Raw genomic sequence first — 17,732 nt, forward strand, 5'->3', positions numbered from 1 at the left:
TCTCACTATTAGTAAAATCGCGGTTATCCATTAGTTTAATTCATGTGAATAGTTCAACTGGCAGCGCGCTTCCCTCTTACACTATGCGCAGTTATTACATCGTTACCGCACCCGCGGTAACCCTGTCAGGAGTATTATCGTGATTAGTCTATTCGACATGTTCAAGGTGGGGATTGGTCCCTCATCTTCCCACACTGTTGGCCCGATGAAGGCCGGTAAACAGTTCGTCGATGACCTGGTCGAAAAAGGATTGCTTAATGCGGTGACCCGTATGGCGGTTGACGTCTACGGCTCGCTGTCATTAACCGGCAAAGGCCACCATACGGACATCGCCATTATCATGGGACTGGCGGGCAATCAGCCCGATACGGTCGATATTGACGCGATCCCGGCATTTATCCGTGACGTCGAGGCGCGCGGCCGACTGCTGCTGGCCAACGGCCAGCACGAGGTCGACTTCCCGGCGGATGACGGCATGCGTTTTCGCAGCGACAACCTGCCGCTGCACGAAAACGGCATGACCATTCATGCCTGGGCCGGCGAGAAAGAGATCTACTGCAAGACCTATTACTCGATTGGCGGCGGCTTTATCGTCGATGAAGAGCACTTCGGCAAAGAAAACGCCAATGAATTGCAGGTGCCCTACCCGTTTAAATCGGCGCAGGAAATGTTGGCGTATTGTAAAGAGACCGGCCTGTCGCTCTCCGGGATGGTGATGCAAAACGAGCTGGCGCTGCACAGCAAAAAAGAGATCGAGGACTATTTCGCCAACGTCTGGCAGACCATGCGCGCCTGTATCGACCGCGGGATGAACACCGAAGGCGTGCTGCCTGGTCCGCTGCGCGTGCCGCGTCGCGCCTCGGCGCTGCGTCGTCTGCTGGTGGCCAGCGATAAGCTCTCCAGCGATCCAATGAATGTCGTTGACTGGGTCAATATGTTCGCACTGGCGGTCAATGAAGAGAACGCCGCCGGCGGTCGCGTGGTGACCGCGCCGACCAACGGCGCCTGCGGCATCGTTCCGGCGGTACTCGCCTATTACGACCACTTTATCGAATCCGTCAGCCCGGAAATTTATATCCGCTACTTTATGGCCTGCGGGGCGATCGGCGCGCTGTACAAGATGAATGCCTCCATTTCCGGAGCGGAAGTCGGCTGTCAGGGTGAAGTGGGCGTTGCCTGCTCGATGGCGGCGGCGGGCCTGGCTGAACTGCTCGGCGCCAGCCCGGAACAGGTTTGCGTGGCGGCGGAGATCGGCATGGAACACAACCTCGGCCTGACCTGCGACCCGGTCGCCGGCCAGGTGCAGGTGCCATGCATTGAACGTAACGCCATCGCCTCCGTCAAGGCAATCAACGCCGCGCGAATGGCGATGCGCCGTACCAGCGAACCGCGCGTCTCGCTCGACAAAGTGATCGAGACCATGTACGAAACCGGTAAAGACATGAACGCCAAGTACCGCGAAACCTCCCGCGGCGGCCTGGCGATTAAAGTTCAGTGTGACTAAACTGTTCGTCCCCCCCTGCGCCCGCAAAGCGCGCAGGGGGATAACCCTGGTGACTGAAATCTCCCTGATGCGCCTTCAACGGCGCATTTTCTTTTTTCTATACCTGGCGATATTCTGCCACTACAATTGCTCTATTAAATAAGCCACGCTTAACCACTCGTCCTGTCGACAGGGTGTCGCACATGCAGACTGCACAAAAAGTCATTACGGCCTATCGTCGCAAACGCATTATTGTCTGCCTGCTGGTAGCCCTGCTAACCCTGGGTACCACCTTAGCTATCCGATTTATTTCACAGCGTAGCGTAAATGAAGAGTACATTCGCACTGCCGCCAGCCAGCGGGTCACGGCGCTGGATAACATCCTGCGTCCACTGAGCGCAGAGCGGGCGACGCTACTCTCCCTGGTCGACAAACCCTGCATGGATATTCATCTCACACTGCGCAAAATGGCGGCCTCGCTGCAGACGGTCCGCTCCGTCGCGCTGGTGGCGTCAGGGATGATCTACTGTTCCAGTATCTTTGGGCAACGGCAGGCGGATCTGCACCAGCTGCAGCCCGCGCTTCCGGCTCACCACCCCTTACTGCTCTTTTCTACCGACAACTCACTGCTCAAAGGCACACCGGTGCTGATCCAGTGGTATCCAGCCTCGGAAAGCGGCTTCGACGGCGTGATGTTAATTGTCAATATCGAACTGCTGGGGACCTTAATTCTCAAAGAAAAATCGCCCCTGATCAGCGACGTCAGCCTGCAGGTCGGCGACCATTATTTTATCAGCGGCCTCGGCCTGATTGACAAAGCGCACGCCCCGCAGGCGTCGGTGATTTATCGCCAGCGCTCCACAGAATTTCCCTTTACCATCAACATTAACGGTCCGGGTGCCGCGACTATCGCGCTGGAGGAGCTGCCCGGTGAGCTGCCGCTGGCCCTCATCTTCAGCCTGTTGATGACCGGCATCGCCTGGCTGGCCACCGCCGGCAGAATGAGTTTCTCGCGAGAGATAAGTCTCGGCATCACGGCCCGGGAATTTACCCTCTGGTGCCAGCCGCTGCAGGATGCGCGCAGCGGACGCTGCTGCGGGGTGGAGATCCTGCTGCGCTGGAACAACCCCCGCCGCGGCGAGATTTCGCCCGAGGTATTTATTCCCATCGCCGAAGGGGACAATCTGATTATTCCCCTCACCCGCTATGTGATCGCCGAAACCGCCCGCCGCCTGGACGCCTTCCCCAGCGAGCCGCATTTTCATATCGCGATTAATGTCGCTGCCCGTCACTTTGCCCACGGTTTGCTGCTGCATGACCTGCACAATTACTGGTTTAGCGTCAATCCGGTACAACAGCTGGTGGTTGAACTCACCGAACGCGATGTCCTGCAGGATGGCGACCAGCACATGGCCGAACATTTGCATTTAAAAGGGGTCCAGCTGGCGATAGATGATTTTGGCACCGGTAACAGCTCGCTCTCGTGGCTGGAAAAACTGCGGCCGGACGTGCTGAAGATCGACCGCTCGTTTACCAGTTCCGTCGGGATAGACAGCGTCAATGCCACGGTGACGGATATTATTATAGCCCTCGCCGACCGTCTGAATATCGTTACCGTGGCCGAAGGGGTGGAGACGCTGGAGCAGGAAAGCTATCTCCGGGGCCACGGCGTCGATGTGCTGCAGGGATTTTATTATGCCCGGCCGATGCCGATAGAGGCGTTTCCGGCGTGGCTGGCAGACAGAGAGGGGCAGAAAAGCGAGGGGGGAGAATAGCTCGCCGGCCACAGGGGCCGACGAGCAGGGCAATTACTCTTCTTCGTCGCTCAGCGGACGGGTGACCACCGCGCGGACCAGGTCGACCCGGTAATCATTCGCTTCCACCACGGTAAACTGCAGCGGCGGTAGCGACACGGTGTCGCCAATGCGCGGGATATGGCCATTGACGGCGATCACCAACCCGGCCACCGTGGCAATATCCTCATCTTCATTGACCAGCACATCCAGTCCAAGCGCCTGCTGCAGCGCATGCAGGTCGGTCGAGCCTTTGATCAGCCAGCCATCGCCGTCAATGACGATCTCCGGCGTCTCATCGGCATCCGGGAATTCACCGGCGATGGCTTCCAGGACGTCCAGCGGCGTCACCAGCCCCTGTACCATGCCAAACTCGTTGGTCACGATGACAAAGCTGCCGCGCGCGCGGCGCAGAACGCCGAGCAGATTGATCGGGTCCAGCGTTTCCGGGACGACAATCGCCGGGGAGGCAGAGGCCAGCGCCGCAACGTTTTCGCCCGCCTCAAGGGCCACCAGCAACTCTTTCGCCCGCACGATACCGATGATTTCATCCAGCTCTCCGCGGCAGACCGGGAACAGACTGTGCGGCGACGAGAGCAGCTGACGACGAATTTCGTCATCACTCTGTTCGGCGTCGACCCAGCTGATTTCACCGCGCGGGGTCATAATACCGCGCAGGGAGCGCTGGGCCAGCGTCAGCACGCCGTTAATCATGTAACGTTCTTCTTCGGCAAACGCCCCTTCCGGCACCGGTATGGCTGCCGGGCTGTCGGCGTCATGGCTGACGGAGGTCTGTTTCCGGCCGCCCATCAGGCGCAGGATCGCATCCGCGGTACGGGCACGCAGCGGCAGCGTCGACTGATGTCGGACAAAGTTGCGTCGCGCCACCTGGTTAAAGAACTCGATGATGATCGAGAAACCGATCGCCGCGTACAGATACCCTTTCGGAATATGGAAGCCAAACCCTTCCGCCACCAGGCTCAGGCCGATCATCAACAGGAAGCTCAGACAGAGCACCACCACCGTCGGGTGCTGGTTGACAAAGCGCGTCAATGGCTTCGACGCCAGCAGCATCATGATCATGGCGATCACCACCGCCGCCATCATCACCGGCAGATGGTTAACCATCCCGACCGCCGTGATCACCGCATCCAGAGAGAAGACGGCGTCCAGCACCACGATCTGCAGTACCACCACCCAGAAACTGGCATACCCTTTACCGTGACCGCTATCGTGCTGGCGGTTTTCCAGCCGCTCATGCAGTTCAGTCGTCGCCTTAAACAGCAAGAAGATCCCGCCGAGCAGCATGATAAGGTCGCGCCCGGAAAAGGAGAAATCAGCGATAGTAATCAGCGGCTTCGTCAGGGTCACCATCCAGGAGATCACCGACAGCAGCCCCAGGCGCATCACCAGCGCCAGCGAAAGGCCGATCAGTCGCGCTTTATCGCGCTGCTTCGGCGGCAGTTTGTCCGCCAGGATGGCAATAAACACCAGGTTGTCGATACCGAGCACAATCTCCAGAACGATAAGCGTCAACAGGCCAGCCCAGATTGAGGGATCCATTAACAATTCCATGTACGACTCCGGTTAGCGGCAAGCTGAGTCATCGCCATGTCATGCATGGGCGCGACAATAGGTGCTGAGAGAAAAGCGTGATGCGTGGAGGTGGCAACCAGGTGCCAGAAAGTGAAAAGACGTCGATGACGGTCCATACTGCGGGCTATGCCCTATACTCCTGAGTAATTAAACGGAAGTTAAACATAGCAAAATATAGATCGAAATTGGAAAAAATTTACCTGAATTTGCAATAACTAAGGCTATTTTTTGCGCTGCAAAATTATTACCAGGCGATGCCTGATTAACGGATCTTCATCACATTAATTATTTTTTCACTGTCTAAAATAATTCGCGGTAGTAACTATTTCCTATCTTACACCCTAACTGAATCGATTTTGTCCTCAAGAGTGATTCAGGATGTATCAAAGCAGATGATGCATTCACGATAATAAAGGAGGTAGCAAGTGACGATTGCTATTGTAATAGGCACACATGGTTGGACTGCAGAACAGCTGCTGAAAACAGCAGAGATGCTGTTGGGCGAGCAGGAAAACGTTGGCTGGATCGATTTCGTTCCGGGTGAAAACGCCGAAACGCTGATCGAGAAATACAATGCCCAGTTGGCAAAACTGGATACCAGTAAAGGCGTGCTATTTCTCGTCGATACATGGGGAGGCAGCCCGTTCAACGCTGCGAGCCGCATTGTCGTCGATAAAGAGCATTACGAAGTTATCGCTGGCGTCAACATCCCGATGCTGGTGGAAACCTTCATGGCCCGCGATGATGACCCTTCGTTTGATGAACTGGTCGCCTTAGCGGTGGAGACCGGTAGCGAAGGCGTGAAAGCGCTGAAGGCCAAACCGGTGGAAAAAGCGGCTCCCGCGCCAGCCCCTGCCGCGGCGCCAAAAGCCGCCGCGCCGGCCAAACCGATGGGCCCGAACGACTACATGGTGATTGGCCTCGCGCGCATTGACGACCGCCTGATCCATGGTCAGGTCGCCACCCGCTGGACCAAAGAGACCAACGTCACCCGCATCATCGTCGTCAGCGACGAAGTGGCCGCGGATACGGTGCGCAAAACCCTGCTGACCCAGGTTGCACCACCGGGCGTCACCGCCCACGTGGTGGACGTCGCCAAAATGATCCGCGTTTACAACAACCCGATGTACGCCGGGCAGCGCGTCATGCTGCTGTTTACTAACCCGACCGACGTTGAGCGTATCGTCGAGGGCGGCGTGAAAATCACCAGCGTCAACATCGGTGGTATGGCGTTCCGCCAGGGCAAAACCCAGGTTAACAACGCGATTTCGGTCGATGCCAAAGATATTGAGGCGTTTAACAAGCTGAACGCACGCGGTATCGAGCTGGAGGCACGTAAAGTGTCCACCGACCCGAAACTGAAAATGATGGATCTGATCGCCAAGGTTGATAAATAACCCGGCCGATCGCGCCCCAGTTTTCACTTTAAGACTTAATCAACAGGAGAAGTACAATGGAGATTACCCTTCTTCAGATTGTGCTGGTGTTCATCGTCGCGTGTATTGCGGGTATGGAGTCGGTGCTTGATGAATTTCAGTTCCACCGTCCTCTGGTCGCTTGTACGCTGATCGGTGCCGTTCTCGGCGATATGAAAACCGGTATTATCATCGGCGGTACGCTGGAAATGATCGCTCTGGGTTGGATGAACATCGGTGCGGCGGTTGCACCTGATGCCGCGCTGGCGTCCATTATTTCCACCGTTCTGGTTATTGCCGGCCATCAGAGCATCGGTGCCGGTATCGCGCTGGCTATCCCGCTGGCGGCGGCAGGCCAGGTGCTGACCATTATCGTTCGTACCATCACCGTAGCCTTCCAGCACGCGGCAGATAAAGCGGCGGAGAATGGCAACCTGACCGCCCTGTCGTGGTTGCACGTCTCGTCCTTGTTCCTGCAGGCGATGCGTATCGCTATCCCGGCCGTCATCGTCGCCATTTCCGTCGGTACCAGCGAAGTCCAGGGCCTGCTGAACGCGATCCCTGAAGTGGTCACCAGCGGTCTGAACATCGCCGGCGGTATGATCGTGGTTGTCGGTTATGCGATGGTCATCAACATGATGCGCGCAGGCTACCTGATGCCGTTCTTCTACCTCGGCTTCGTCACCGCCGCCTTCACCAACTTCAACCTGGTAGCCCTGGGTGTGATTGGTGCGGTCATGGCTATCCTCTACATCCAGCTGAGCCCGAAATATAACCGCGTCGCCGGTGCGCCGGCTCAGGCGGCTGGTAACAACGATCTCGATAACGAACTGGACTAACAGGTGAGCGAAATGGTTGATATGACTAAAAATACCACCGAGAAAAAACTCACTCAGAGTGATATTCGTGGCGTGTTCATTCGTTCTAACCTGTTCCAGGGGTCATGGAACTTCGAACGTATGCAGGCGCTGGGCTTCTGCTTCTCTATGGTTCCGGCAATCCGTCGCCTGTACCCGGAGAACAATGATGCGCGTAAGCAGGCGATTAAACGTCACCTTGAGTTCTTCAACACCCATCCTTACGTTGCCGCTCCGGTACTGGGCGTAACCCTGGCGATGGAAGAGCAGCGCGCCAATGGCGCAGAGATTGACGATGGCGCCATCAACGGCATCAAAGTCGGTCTGATGGGGCCGCTGGCCGGCGTCGGCGACCCGATCTTCTGGGGTACCGTGCGTCCTGTGTTCGCGGCCTTAGGCGCTGGGATCGCGATGAGCGGTAGCCTGCTCGGTCCTCTGCTGTTCTTTATCCTGTTCAACGCAGTGCGTCTGCTGACCCGCTACTATGGCGTCGCCTATGGTTACCGCAAAGGCGTGGACATCGTTAAAGATATGGGCGGCGGTTTCCTGCAGAAACTGACTGAGGGGGCGTCAATCCTCGGCCTGTTTGTCATGGGGGCGCTGGTTAACAAGTGGACGCACGTGAATATTCCAATGGTGGTGTCAAAAATCACCGGTTCTGACGGACAGGTTCACGTCACCACGGTGCAAACCATCCTCGACCAGTTGATGCCGGGCCTGGTACCGCTGCTGTTGACCTTCGCCTGTATGTGGCTGCTGCGCAAGAAAGTTAACCCACTGTGGATCATCGTTGGCTTCTTCGTCATCGGTATCGCGGGCTACGCTGTCGGCCTGCTGGGTCTGTAATTTCCAGGTTGTACGCCGGGGGCTTGCCCCCGGCTTTTTTTTATCAGGAGGAACGCAAAGCAATGACATTCACGGACCTGGTGATCATCCTGTTTATCCTTGCGCTACTGGCCTACGCGGTGTATGACCAGTTCATTATGCCGAGGCGGAACGGCCCGGTGCTGCTGGCCATCCCCCTGCTTCGCCGCAGCCGCGTTGACGGTCTGATCTTTGTCGGCCTCACCGCCATTCTGATCTATAACAACATTACCCAGCACGGCACCCCGATCACCACCTGGCTATTATCTGCCCTGGCGCTGATGGGTCTCTATTTATTCTGGATCCGTACGCCGAAAATCATTTTTAAACCGCGCGGCTTTTTCTTCGCCAACGTGTGGATAGAATATCAGCGAATTAAAGAGATGAATTTATCCGAGGATGGCGTGCTGGTGATGCAATTAGAGCAACGGCGGCTGCTTATTCGCGTACGAAATATCGACGACCTGGAGAAAATCTACAAACTTCTCGTTTCAACTCAATAATTTATAAATATAGCCAGCGCTATATCTTCCAGTTTTTCTCTGGAAAAACATATAGCCATGGCTATATTTCCCCTGCCTCCTCTTCCCTTTTTTATTAACTATTTATTTACTTATAAATTCAAATGAAAATCGTTATCATTTGGTTATTAAAATAGCCGTCTTCTGTTATTGTTTTATATTCTAAAAATATGTTAAGGTTGCGCCCGTCGTTGGGGAGTAGCCGATTTCCTGTTTGCCAGGAAATGTACGTGTCAACATACTCGTTGCAAAACGTGGCACGTACGGGTTGAAGTGATTCAATCAGGCGAGACCATAGATACATCACTGCTGTACGTATTGCTCAGCCATTGAGCGGCTCCGCGTATATTTACTGGGGGCAGCGATGTGTCATATGGATTATCCCCGGTCAGGACACGCACATGAATTTATCCGCTACCATTCTTCTCGCCTTCGGCATGTCTATGGACGCCTTTGCAGCCTCTATCGGCAAGGGTGCCACCCTGCACAAACCTAAATTCTCAGAAGCCGTCCGCACCGGGCTGATTTTTGGCGTGATTGAAACCCTGACCCCGCTGGTCGGCTGGGGACTCGGCATGTTGGCCAGCCAGTTTGTCCTCGAGTGGAACCACTGGATTGCCTTTATTCTGCTGGTGTTTCTCGGCGGGCGAATGATCGTGGAAGGTGTTCGCGGCGACAGCGACGAGGCGTGCGACGCGCCTCGCCGTCATGGTTTCTGGCTGCTGGTCACCACCGCCTTCGCCACCAGCCTTGACGCGATGGCCGTTGGTGTGGGTCTGGCCTTCCTGCAGGTCAGCATTGTGACCACCGCGCTGGCGATCGGCTGCGCGACGTTTCTAATGTCGACACTGGGGATCATGGTCGGTCGCTTTATTGGCCCGCTGTTGGGCAAACGGGCCGAAATCCTCGGCGGTATTGTGCTGATTGGCATCGGCAGCGAAATCCTCTGGAGCCATTTCGCCGGTTAAGCCTTACGCCTCGCGCTGCCAGCAATGGATCATGAAGTCGGTCTGGCAGCCAAACGTCGCCTGCTGACGCAGCGCGGCGTGCACCTCAGGCTTAGCCCGCCACGCGAACGGCGTCATCTGCAGCAGCGCCTGCGCTTCACTTCCCGTCAGGGTCATCGGATAGGCCAGCTGCTGCTGAGCGTCCAGGCGGAATCCCGGCATCGCTTCCGTCTTCAGCTCATGCAGGCGTACCTCATCGTAAATCAGCCCTTTTAGCTCCAGCAGATGGCGGGGTCCCGGCGTGGCGGTGATCACCCATCCGCCAGGCCGCACCACCCGCGCCAGCTCTTCGGCGTTGCAGGGGGCGTAAATGCGCACTACCGCATCGAAGCTGTTATCGGAGAACGGCAGACGCTGGCTGGAGGCGACGCAAAAACTGACCTGCGGGTAGCGTTTTGCCGCCGCGCGGATCGCTGGCTTCGACACGTCCAGCCCCCAGCTATGGCTGGCGATGGTGGCAAACGCGTGGGTGTAATACCCTTCGCCACAGCCGATATCCAGTAAATCCGCAGGGGCGTAGTGCCGCAGCCGTTCGGCGATCGCTTCCCGTAGCGGCTGATAATGACCCGCATCCAGAAACGCCCGCCGGGCCTGCATCATCTCAGCGCTATCGCCGGGATCGCGCGACCGCTTGAACTGCACCGGTAGCAGATTGACGTACCCCTCTTTCGCCAGATCGAACTGGTGCCGCTGCGGGCAGGAATAGTGGTTGTCGCCGCGGCTTAACGGCGCGTGGCAAAGGGGGCAACTGTATGACATGACGGCTCCGGTGTTGCTAAAGGGCGAAAGTGTAGCGCTATTCGCCCCTGCAGACCACTGTTACAGCGCCGGCGCCAGCGGATGGCTGTCGTGCATCACGATCAGATTCTCCGCCCCTTGCGGCATGCCGTCCGGCATGACGTTCTCCAGCCGCAGGACATCCCCCATGATCTGGCTGAAGACCGGCGCGGAAACCGCCCCGCCGTAATAGGAGCCATTACTCGGATCGTTCATCACCACCACCAGCGCAAACTGTGGACGACTGGCGGGCGCCACGCCGGCGGTGTAGGCCACATATTTATCGATATATTTGCCGTCCGGACCGATTTTCTTCGCCGTCCCGGTTTTTACCGCCACCCGGTAGTCGCGCACTGCCGCTTTGGTCCCGCCCCCGCCCGGGAGCGCCACGCTCTCCATCATATGCTCTACGCTGTGCACGATGTTCTCCGGCATCACCCGCGTACCTATCACCGGCGGATCGATGCGGGTTATCGATAACGGTCGTTCAATACCGAAACCGCCGATAGTCGCGTAGACGTGCGCCAGCTGGAGCGGCGTCACCATTAACCCATAGCCGAACGCGAAGGTAGCGCGATCCAGCTGCCCCCAGTAGCGACGATGCGGCATCAGCCCGGCGCTTTCCCCGGTCAATCCCAATCCGGTCGGCTCGCCGAACCCAAATGCCTGATAGGTATCAAGCAGATGCTGCACCGGCATAGCGAGCGAGAGATGCGACACGCCGGTATCACTGGATTTTTGCAGGATCCCGGTCAGACTCAGCTCCGGATAATAGCCCACATCGCGGATGCGGTGGCCGTCGAGGACAAACGGATGGGTGTCCACCACGCTATCCGGCTGGACAATCCCCTGCTGGAGCGCGGTCATGATCACCAGCGGTTTGACGGTCGACCCGGGTTCGAAGGTGTCGCTGATGGCGCGGTTGCGGAAATCATCCAGCGTCGCGCTGTCGCGATTGTTCGGATTGAAGTCCGGGTAGCTGGCCATCGCCAGAATCTCACCGGTATCAATTTTGATCAATACCGCCGCCCCGGATTCCGCCTTATTCCAGCGAACGGCATTATCCAGCGCATCTTCGGTCACCGTCTGCAGACGTTCATCAATACTCAGCTGCAGATTATGCGCCGGGACTGGCGGCACTTCGGTAATATTTTCAATAACATTGCCATGTTTATCTTTGCGCACCAGGCGTCGTCCGGGTTTGCCGGTCAGCTGGGCATTAAAGCTTTTCTCCACCCCTTCGATGCCCTGATTATCGACGTTGGTAAAGCCCAGCAGATTGGCAGCCACATGACCAGCCGGATAGAAACGTCGCGATTCATCGCGCAGATAAACGCCCGGGAGACGCAGTTTATCAATCCACTCCGCCTGCTCCGGATTGATCTGACGCGCCAGATAGAGAAAACGAGCGTGAGGATGACTTTGTACCCGTTGGGCCAGCTCCCCGAGGTTGAGATGCAGTGCTTCGGCCATTGCCTGCCAGCGAGGACCATAACCAACCCCACCCTTCTCCATGGTGGTCTGCGGGTCGATCCAGATAGCGCTGACCGGTACGCTCACCGCCAGCGGTCGTCCTTCGCGGTCGCTAATCATGCCGCGCTCCACCGCCACAGGCTCTTCGCGCAGAGAACGCATGTCTTCTTGTTTTACCAGGTTATCGGGAGAGACAATTTGCAGCCAGCCCACGCGGGCCAACAGCAGTCCCAGACAACCAAGAATGGCCACACAGAGTAACCCGAAGCGAATCGGGGTAAAGCTGGCGGCGGACTTCATTTTTTTCTTTAGCACCATAGCTCCGGCATCATTTTGCAACCATCTGATTTAACAGAAAATTAGCAAAACAGACTGCTACACAATGCTAATAAAGTTGACTATTTGCAACAAGACGCGACGGAAGGGGGTAAAATGACATGCTTTGCAATAAAAACGCAAAAGCCCCGCGCAGGCGAGGCTTTTATACAAGAAGAGTGGTCTTGTATCAGATAGCAGTTACGTTAACTGCAGCCGGACCTTTCTGGCCGTCCTGAATTTCGAACTCAACGTTCTGGCCTTCAGCCAGAGTTTTGAAGCCGTTACCCTGGATAGCGGAGAAGTGTACGAACACGTCTTTGCTGCCATCAGCCGGAGTAATGAAACCAAAACCTTTAGACTCGTTGAACCACTTAACTTGACCTTTAATCTTTGCCATTTGCAAAATTCCTTAGACTGTTTTCTTCGCCTGCTGGCGTTTACATAGATAAAACTGACACATAACTGCATGAGGCACTAATTTAAGGTTCGGCAGAGAAGCGGTATTCAACGACAACGTGTTTACTCAGGACTTCTTTACTGAAAATGCCACACATAAACAGAACTGTACCTCGTTTGACCCGAAACGTGTTATCACATACTACGTAAATAATGGCAAGCCATTTTTAAACGTGTCACGATCGTTCGCACAAATTATAAGGTAATCATTTGATCGCCTGCACATTTATGCGTCTTTGCCGCTCCTGGCAAGGCGTTATAGCATTCGCTAATATCACCTGGTTGCTGCCTCATTACTGCAACTTTTTTACCATAGCTCAACAACTTCGCTTCGTCCAGGTATGTACGTATACGAACCGCCATGCTGACGGCGCTTCGCTGAAGGCGATGAATATTGATGCGCATAATTACTCATAACAGCAGACGAAAAATCGCTAAAGCCGTACCAGTGTAGTGATAATAAAACCTGTTAGTCGTCACGCTAAAAATAGAGCTAATTCTGCACCTTAATAATGAAAAAATGATGACAGTGTCACATTCCAGGGCAATAAACGCGGCGGGAATGACTTTATTTACAGCGTGTAAAAAAGGGAATAATGCGCGGGGAAAGGAATAATGGAATAAGAATAAACTATTACTGCCAGCTATCATGCAGGTGCGCATCTTATGATGCACACCTGTGGAGGTACTTAGCGCTCTGCCACCAGGCGGATAAACTCATCCTCTCCTTTCGCCTTGCCTGCGACGGTCGGCTCGGCCACGTCCTCTTTTTCCGGCGCATTAGCTTCGCAAAGGCGACGTAACAGCGCATTCTGCCGCTTTTGCTGATCCAACAGCGCTTGCAGCAGTTCTATCTGCTCGTTCGCCCGCGAACTGGCGCGGTTGACGAAGAACCATAACAACAGACCGACAAGCAGCAACGCGACGGATACAGCCAGCGAAGCCAGATTTAAGATCCCAGGATTTAGTAACTCACTCATTTCACCACCTCAAAGAGAAGGCGTTCATTCTACCACCCACACCGCAGAAGGAAATCAGTCGTCAGAAAAATGTCTTACCACGGGATAAATTTATTGATAGTGCAAATGCCGCTGAAAAACTGAACATCCTGGTCGCACATTACGTTAAGCATCTGAGTCCACAGCAACAGGCAGCCTGCTATGATGACTATCAGTAAAACCCACCGTAATTTTTTCACTCCACTCTCCGCATTAGTACTTTATCTCACCAGGATAACACGGCCTTCTTAAACCGCGGCTAACTGTAATACGAACGGCAAGTTTAGGAATCATCGACTTGTTTCAAAACGTGTTCGTGTCAAAATCACGGCAAGGATCATACAAATAATGAGGCATCAATGCGATTAATCATTCGTACTATTGTCGTCGTGGCTATCTTATGGATTGGCGTATTATTAAGCGGCTATGGCGTATTATTCCACAGTGAAGAAAACGTCGGTGGTCTGGGTCTTAAGTGTCAGTATCTCACCGCCCGCGGGGTCAGTACCGCACTTTATGTGCATTCCAACAGCGGTGTGATCGGCGTCAGTAACTGTCCCATTCTGCGCAAAAGCGCAACCGTGGTTGATAACGGTTAAAATCACTCCGGCGAGCGCGACAATAGCACCGCGCTCGCCGGATGTTTCAGCTACCGCGTCAGAACGGGTAGTCGTTGTATCCCATTTGCTCAGAAATCTTGCGCGCCGCCTGATGCAGCATCGCCACATACTCATGCAAACGTTCTTCTGAGAAACGTAGCGTCGGGAAAGAGATGCTCAGTCCGGCGATAACCACGCCGAAACGATCGAACACCGGTACCCCGATGCAGCGTAGTCCCTCTTCCTGCTCTTCGTTATCTTCGCCATATCCCTGCTCGCGTACGCCATCCAGCACCTTCAGCAGCGCTTCCGTGCTGGTGATGGTCCGCTCGGTGCTGCGTTTATACTCCACGCCCTCGAGGATCTGCTCCACTTCGCTGCGATCGCGCCACGCCAGCAGTACCTTACCAATCGCGGTACTGTACAGCGGATTGCGACGGCCGATACGCGAGTACATCCGCAGATTGTACATCGAGTCAATCTTGTGGATGTAGACGATGCTGTCTTCATCCAGCGCCCCGAGGTGAATAGTCTCTTTCGTCAGCCGGGAGAGTTCGCGCATCTGAATATCGGCGCTGCGTACCAGGTCGACGTTCTGCAGCGCACGAGCGCCCAGCTCGAACAGCTTGAGCGTGAGGGAGTATTTCTCTGACTCGCCTTCCTGCGCCACATAGCCCAGTGATTTCATGGTCTGTAAAAAGCGATAAACGGTGCTTTTCGACATCATGACGCGCTGGGACAGTTCGGTAATGCCAATTTCACGCTCTTCACCCAGCGCCTGTAAGATGCCAAAAACCTTCAATACCGAAGAGACAGAATCTGGCTGTTTATCCAAATCTGCACCTGCCATTTATCACCTCGCCGTAACTGTTTTATAAAATTTAGAACCGGTTTTTATTATAAATTCGCCGCCTCTGCGCCGCAATCATTCTTCTGCCACTTCGTTACAAATCTGCGACATACTGCGGAATAATCAATGCTAAACTCATCATTCAAAAAACCGTTTCATTTAAGACTTATATTCACCATGGATAAAAATTCTTCCGATGGCGTGCCGCTGCCGCAACGCTATGGCGCCATTCTGACCATCGTGCTGGGGCTGACCATGGCCGTGCTCGACGGGGCTATCGCCAACGTCGCGCTCCCGACCATCGCCAGCGATCTTAACGCCTCGCCGGCGGCGTCAATCTGGATCGTTAACGCCTACCAAATCGCCATTGTCATCGCCCTGCTACCGCTCTCTTTCCTCGGCGATATGGTCGGCTATCGCCGCATCTATAAGATAGGCCTGGTGGTGTTTATCTTTACCTCGCTGGCCTGCGCCCTGTCGCGCAGTCTCGACATGCTGACCTTCGCCCGCGTCGCCCAGGGGCTGGGCGGCGCCGCGCTGATGAGCGTGAACACCGCGTTGATCCGCCTGATTTATCCGCAGCGCTTTCTCGGCCGCGGCATGGGCATCAACTCCTTTGTCGTCGCCGTCTCTTCGGCGGCAGGCCCGACGATCGCCGCGGCGATCCTCTCCCTCGCCTCATGGCAATGGCTGTTTTTAATTAACGTTCCCCTCGGGATCGTCGCTTTTGTTCTGGCCATGCGCTTTCTGCCACCCAACAGCGCGCGCAGCAAAATCATCCGCTTCGATCTGCCGAGCGCCATCATGAACGCCCTCACCTTCGGGCTGCTGATCACTGCGCTCAGCGGGTTCGCCCAGGGACAGTCTGTTCAGCTGGTGCTGGCGGAAGTGGCCGCCATGCTGGTGGTGGGCTTTTTCTTCGTTCGCCGCCAGCTCAGCATGCCCGTCCCCCTGCTGCCGGTCGACCTGCTGCGCATCCCGCTCTTCTCACTCTCTATCTGCACCTCCATCTGCTCCTTCTGTGCGCAGATGCTGGCGATGGTCTCCCTGCCCTTCTTCCTGCAGACGATGATGGGGCGCAGCGAAGTGGAGACCGGCCTGCTGCTGACGCCGTGGCCGCTGGCGACCATGGTGATGGCGCCGCTGGCCGGTTATTTGATTGAGAAATGCCATGCGGGACTGCTGGGGGCCATTGGGCTGCTGGTTATGGCCTGCGGCCTGTTCGGCCTGGCGCTGCTGCCCGCGTCGCCTTCCGATCTGGATATTATCTGGCGTATGGCGCTGTGCGGCGCCGGTTTCGGGCTGTTTCAGTCGCCGAATAACCACACTATTGTCGCCTCGGCTCCGAGCCATCGTAGCGGTGGCGCCAGCGGGATGCTGGGTACCGCTCGCCTGCTCGGTCAGAGCACTGGCGCGGCGCTGGTCGCCCTGCTGTTCAACCTGCTCGGCAACAGCGGCACCCATACCGCCCTGCTGCTGGCCGGCATTCTGGCGACCGTTGCCGCACTGATTAGCGGTCTGCGCGTCACCCAGCCGCGCGCGGCCTGATAAACGGCGGCAAAAAAAATCCGCAGCTTTCGGGCTGCGGATTTTTATTTTTAGCGTCGAACCGACGGATTACTTCAGATACTCACCGCTACGCAGGGCTTCAATACGTTTATCCAGCGGCGGGTGAGTCATAAACAGCTCGCTCATGGATTTCGCTTTACCATTGATGCAGAACGCCATCATGCTGCTGGCTTCCTGTGGCTCATAGCTGGTTTTCAGACGCTGCAGGGCAGCAATCATCTTCTCGCGGCCCACCAGTCGCGCCGAGCCGGCGTCAGCGTGGAACTCGCGATGACGAGAGAACCACATGGTAATAATGCTGGCCAGAATACCGAACACCAGCTCCAGCACCGTGGCGACAGCGAAGTAGATCAGCGGGTTACCATTGCTGCTCTCCCCTTCATCTTCCCGGTTGCCGCCGAGGAAACCGGCCGCAATCTGGGCAATCACGCGCGAGATAAAGATAACGAAGGTGTTCACCACCCCCTGAATCAGCGTCATGGTCACCATATCGCCATTAGCGATATGGCTGATTTCATGGGCAATGACCGCTTCCGCTTCATCACGGCTCATGTTTTGTAGCAGCCCGGTGCTGACGGCGACCAGCGAGGCGTCGCGACGCGCGCCGGTAGCAAAAGCGTTAATATCAGGCGCGTGATAGATAGCCACCTGCGGCATGGCAATGCCCGCCTGCTGCGCCTGTTGGGCGACGGTGTGCATCAGCCAGCGTTCCGTTTCGTTGCGCGGCTGCTCGATCACTTCCCCACCCACAGACTTCAGGGCCATCCATTTCGACATCATCAGCGAAACGATAGAACCACCGAAGCCGAACAGCAGGGCCATAATCAACAGACCGGTCATGCTGCTGGATTGGATCCCCGTGAGGCTTAACACCAGCCCGAACACGACCATTACTGCCAGGTTCGTCAGCAGGAAAAGCGCGATTCGCATCATAATTTTCTTTTTACCTCAATTTAACAAAACGCACTATGCGATTACCCACATCGTATGGGTCAGGCTGCAATTTTCAACCATCAACCCCCGCTAAGTCACGATAAAAACACAACTTTACATTTTGTAGCATCTTGCTGACAGCGGCCGGGCAGGTTGACATTTTGTTAGTTGAGCTGAAAGGTGATGACAAAAGCACAAAATAAAACGGGCACCCTCTGAGGTG

Annotated in this window: 18 protein-coding genes, 1 pseudogene and 1 riboswitch; of the genes and pseudogenes, 9 read left to right on the forward strand and 10 right to left on the reverse strand. The window is 55.7% G+C overall.

What is annotated here, in order from left to right; translation table 11 throughout:
* Positions 1 to 139: 139 nt before the first annotated feature.
* Both sdaA and NKJ21_RS12060 read left to right on the forward strand, forming a co-directional pair.
* Complete coding sequence (gene sdaA, locus NKJ21_RS12055; protein WP_032730721.1) at positions 140 to 1,504, forward strand: L-serine ammonia-lyase; 1,365 nt, start codon at positions 140 to 142, stop codon at positions 1,502 to 1,504.
* A 182-nt stretch (positions 1,505 to 1,686) separates the two neighbouring features.
* Complete coding sequence (locus NKJ21_RS12060; protein ID WP_012967761.1) at positions 1,687 to 3,258, forward strand: EAL domain-containing protein; 1,572 nt, start codon at positions 1,687 to 1,689, stop codon at positions 3,256 to 3,258.
* Between the two features lie 33 nt (positions 3,259 to 3,291).
* On the opposite strand, the gene yoaE is transcribed toward NKJ21_RS12060, so the two are convergent.
* Positions 3,292 to 4,851 carry a CNNM family cation transport protein YoaE gene (yoaE, locus tag NKJ21_RS12065; protein ID WP_129675484.1) on the reverse strand — a complete coding sequence of 520 codons (1,560 nt, stop codon included), beginning with the start codon at positions 4,849 to 4,851 and terminating at the stop codon, positions 3,292 to 3,294.
* A 446-nt stretch (positions 4,852 to 5,297) separates the two neighbouring features.
* On the opposite strand from yoaE, the gene manX reads away from it, so the two are divergent.
* From manX to mntP, 5 genes are all read left to right on the forward strand, one after another.
* On the forward strand, positions 5,298 to 6,269 hold the full coding sequence (gene manX / locus NKJ21_RS12070) for a PTS mannose transporter subunit IIAB (RefSeq protein ID WP_254732911.1): 972 nt from the start codon (positions 5,298 to 5,300) through the stop codon (positions 6,267 to 6,269).
* Positions 6,270 to 6,325: 56 nt separating this feature from the next.
* Positions 6,326 to 7,126 (forward strand): PTS mannose/fructose/sorbose transporter subunit IIC, encoded by an 801-nt coding sequence (locus tag NKJ21_RS12075; RefSeq protein ID WP_004203359.1) that lies wholly within the window; start codon positions 6,326 to 6,328, stop codon positions 7,124 to 7,126.
* A gap of 12 nt (positions 7,127 to 7,138) precedes the next feature.
* On the forward strand, positions 7,139 to 7,990 hold the full coding sequence (locus NKJ21_RS12080) for a PTS mannose transporter subunit IID (RefSeq protein ID WP_004145526.1): 852 nt from the start codon (positions 7,139 to 7,141) through the stop codon (positions 7,988 to 7,990).
* Between the two features lie 62 nt (positions 7,991 to 8,052).
* A complete protein-coding gene (locus tag NKJ21_RS12085; protein WP_008804288.1) occupies positions 8,053 to 8,511 on the forward strand; it encodes a DUF986 family protein in 459 nt (152 codons plus the stop codon).
* A gap of 199 nt (positions 8,512 to 8,710) precedes the next feature.
* A riboswitch (yybP-ykoY riboswitch) is annotated at positions 8,711 to 8,813 on the forward strand.
* 117 nt (positions 8,814 to 8,930) lie between these two features.
* The gene (gene mntP, locus NKJ21_RS12090) at positions 8,931 to 9,497 is read left to right on the forward strand and encodes a manganese efflux pump MntP (RefSeq protein ID WP_008804287.1); all 567 of its coding nucleotides are present in this window, start codon (positions 8,931 to 8,933) and stop codon (positions 9,495 to 9,497) included.
* A gap of 3 nt (positions 9,498 to 9,500) precedes the next feature.
* Here the strand turns inward: mntP and rlmA are convergent, their stop codons facing one another.
* The 7 genes and pseudogenes from rlmA to mgrB all read right to left on the reverse strand — a co-directional run bounded on the left by rlmA (position 9,501) and on the right by mgrB (position 13,758).
* Positions 9,501 to 10,295: a 23S rRNA (guanine(745)-N(1))-methyltransferase gene (gene rlmA / locus NKJ21_RS12095; protein WP_012541271.1), complete on the reverse strand. Its 795-nt coding sequence runs from the start codon at positions 10,293 to 10,295 to the stop codon at positions 9,501 to 9,503.
* Between the two features lie 60 nt (positions 10,296 to 10,355).
* A complete protein-coding gene (gene ftsI / locus NKJ21_RS12100; protein ID WP_218809587.1) occupies positions 10,356 to 12,104 on the reverse strand; it encodes a peptidoglycan glycosyltransferase FtsI in 1,749 nt (582 codons plus the stop codon).
* Positions 12,105 to 12,291: 187 nt separating this feature from the next.
* Positions 12,292 to 12,501 (reverse strand): transcription antiterminator/RNA stability regulator CspE, encoded by a 210-nt coding sequence (gene cspE / locus NKJ21_RS12105; protein WP_001062678.1) that lies wholly within the window; start codon positions 12,499 to 12,501, stop codon positions 12,292 to 12,294.
* A gap of 85 nt (positions 12,502 to 12,586) precedes the next feature.
* Positions 12,587 to 12,658: pseudogene (locus NKJ21_RS12110) on the reverse strand (DUF2627 domain-containing protein); the annotation flags it as partial.
* A 97-nt stretch (positions 12,659 to 12,755) separates the two neighbouring features.
* Positions 12,756 to 12,965: a hypothetical protein gene (locus NKJ21_RS12115; RefSeq protein ID WP_153242727.1), complete on the reverse strand. Its 210-nt coding sequence runs from the start codon at positions 12,963 to 12,965 to the stop codon at positions 12,756 to 12,758.
* 284 nt (positions 12,966 to 13,249) lie between these two features.
* On the reverse strand, positions 13,250 to 13,540 hold the full coding sequence (locus NKJ21_RS12120) for a YebO family protein (RefSeq protein WP_002911374.1): 291 nt from the start codon (positions 13,538 to 13,540) through the stop codon (positions 13,250 to 13,252).
* 74 nt (positions 13,541 to 13,614) lie between these two features.
* Complete coding sequence (gene mgrB / locus NKJ21_RS12125) at positions 13,615 to 13,758, reverse strand: PhoP/PhoQ regulator MgrB (RefSeq protein WP_002911375.1); 144 nt, start codon at positions 13,756 to 13,758, stop codon at positions 13,615 to 13,617.
* Positions 13,759 to 13,917: 159 nt separating this feature from the next.
* Between mgrB and NKJ21_RS12130 the strand changes: the two genes are divergently transcribed.
* Positions 13,918 to 14,157: a YobH family protein gene (locus NKJ21_RS12130; protein WP_008804283.1), complete on the forward strand. Its 240-nt coding sequence runs from the start codon at positions 13,918 to 13,920 to the stop codon at positions 14,155 to 14,157.
* 58 nt (positions 14,158 to 14,215) lie between these two features.
* Here the strand turns inward: NKJ21_RS12130 and kdgR are convergent, their stop codons facing one another.
* Positions 14,216 to 15,007, reverse strand: coding sequence for a DNA-binding transcriptional regulator KdgR (kdgR, locus tag NKJ21_RS12135; RefSeq protein WP_008804282.1), 792 nt, complete (start codon positions 15,005 to 15,007; stop codon positions 14,216 to 14,218).
* Between the two features lie 177 nt (positions 15,008 to 15,184).
* Here kdgR and NKJ21_RS12140 point away from each other — a divergent pair, with 177 nt between their 5' ends.
* Positions 15,185 to 16,555 (forward strand): MFS transporter, encoded by a 1,371-nt coding sequence (locus NKJ21_RS12140; protein ID WP_012967757.1) that lies wholly within the window; start codon positions 15,185 to 15,187, stop codon positions 16,553 to 16,555.
* A gap of 69 nt (positions 16,556 to 16,624) precedes the next feature.
* Here the strand turns inward: NKJ21_RS12140 and htpX are convergent, their stop codons facing one another.
* Positions 16,625 to 17,509: a protease HtpX gene (htpX, locus tag NKJ21_RS12145; protein ID WP_008804280.1), complete on the reverse strand. Its 885-nt coding sequence runs from the start codon at positions 17,507 to 17,509 to the stop codon at positions 16,625 to 16,627.
* Between the last annotated feature and the right edge of the window lie 223 nt (positions 17,510 to 17,732).

The organism is Klebsiella sp. SWET4 (assembly GCF_024296565.1).
Classification (GTDB): domain Bacteria; phylum Pseudomonadota; class Gammaproteobacteria; order Enterobacterales; family Enterobacteriaceae; genus Klebsiella; species Klebsiella variicola.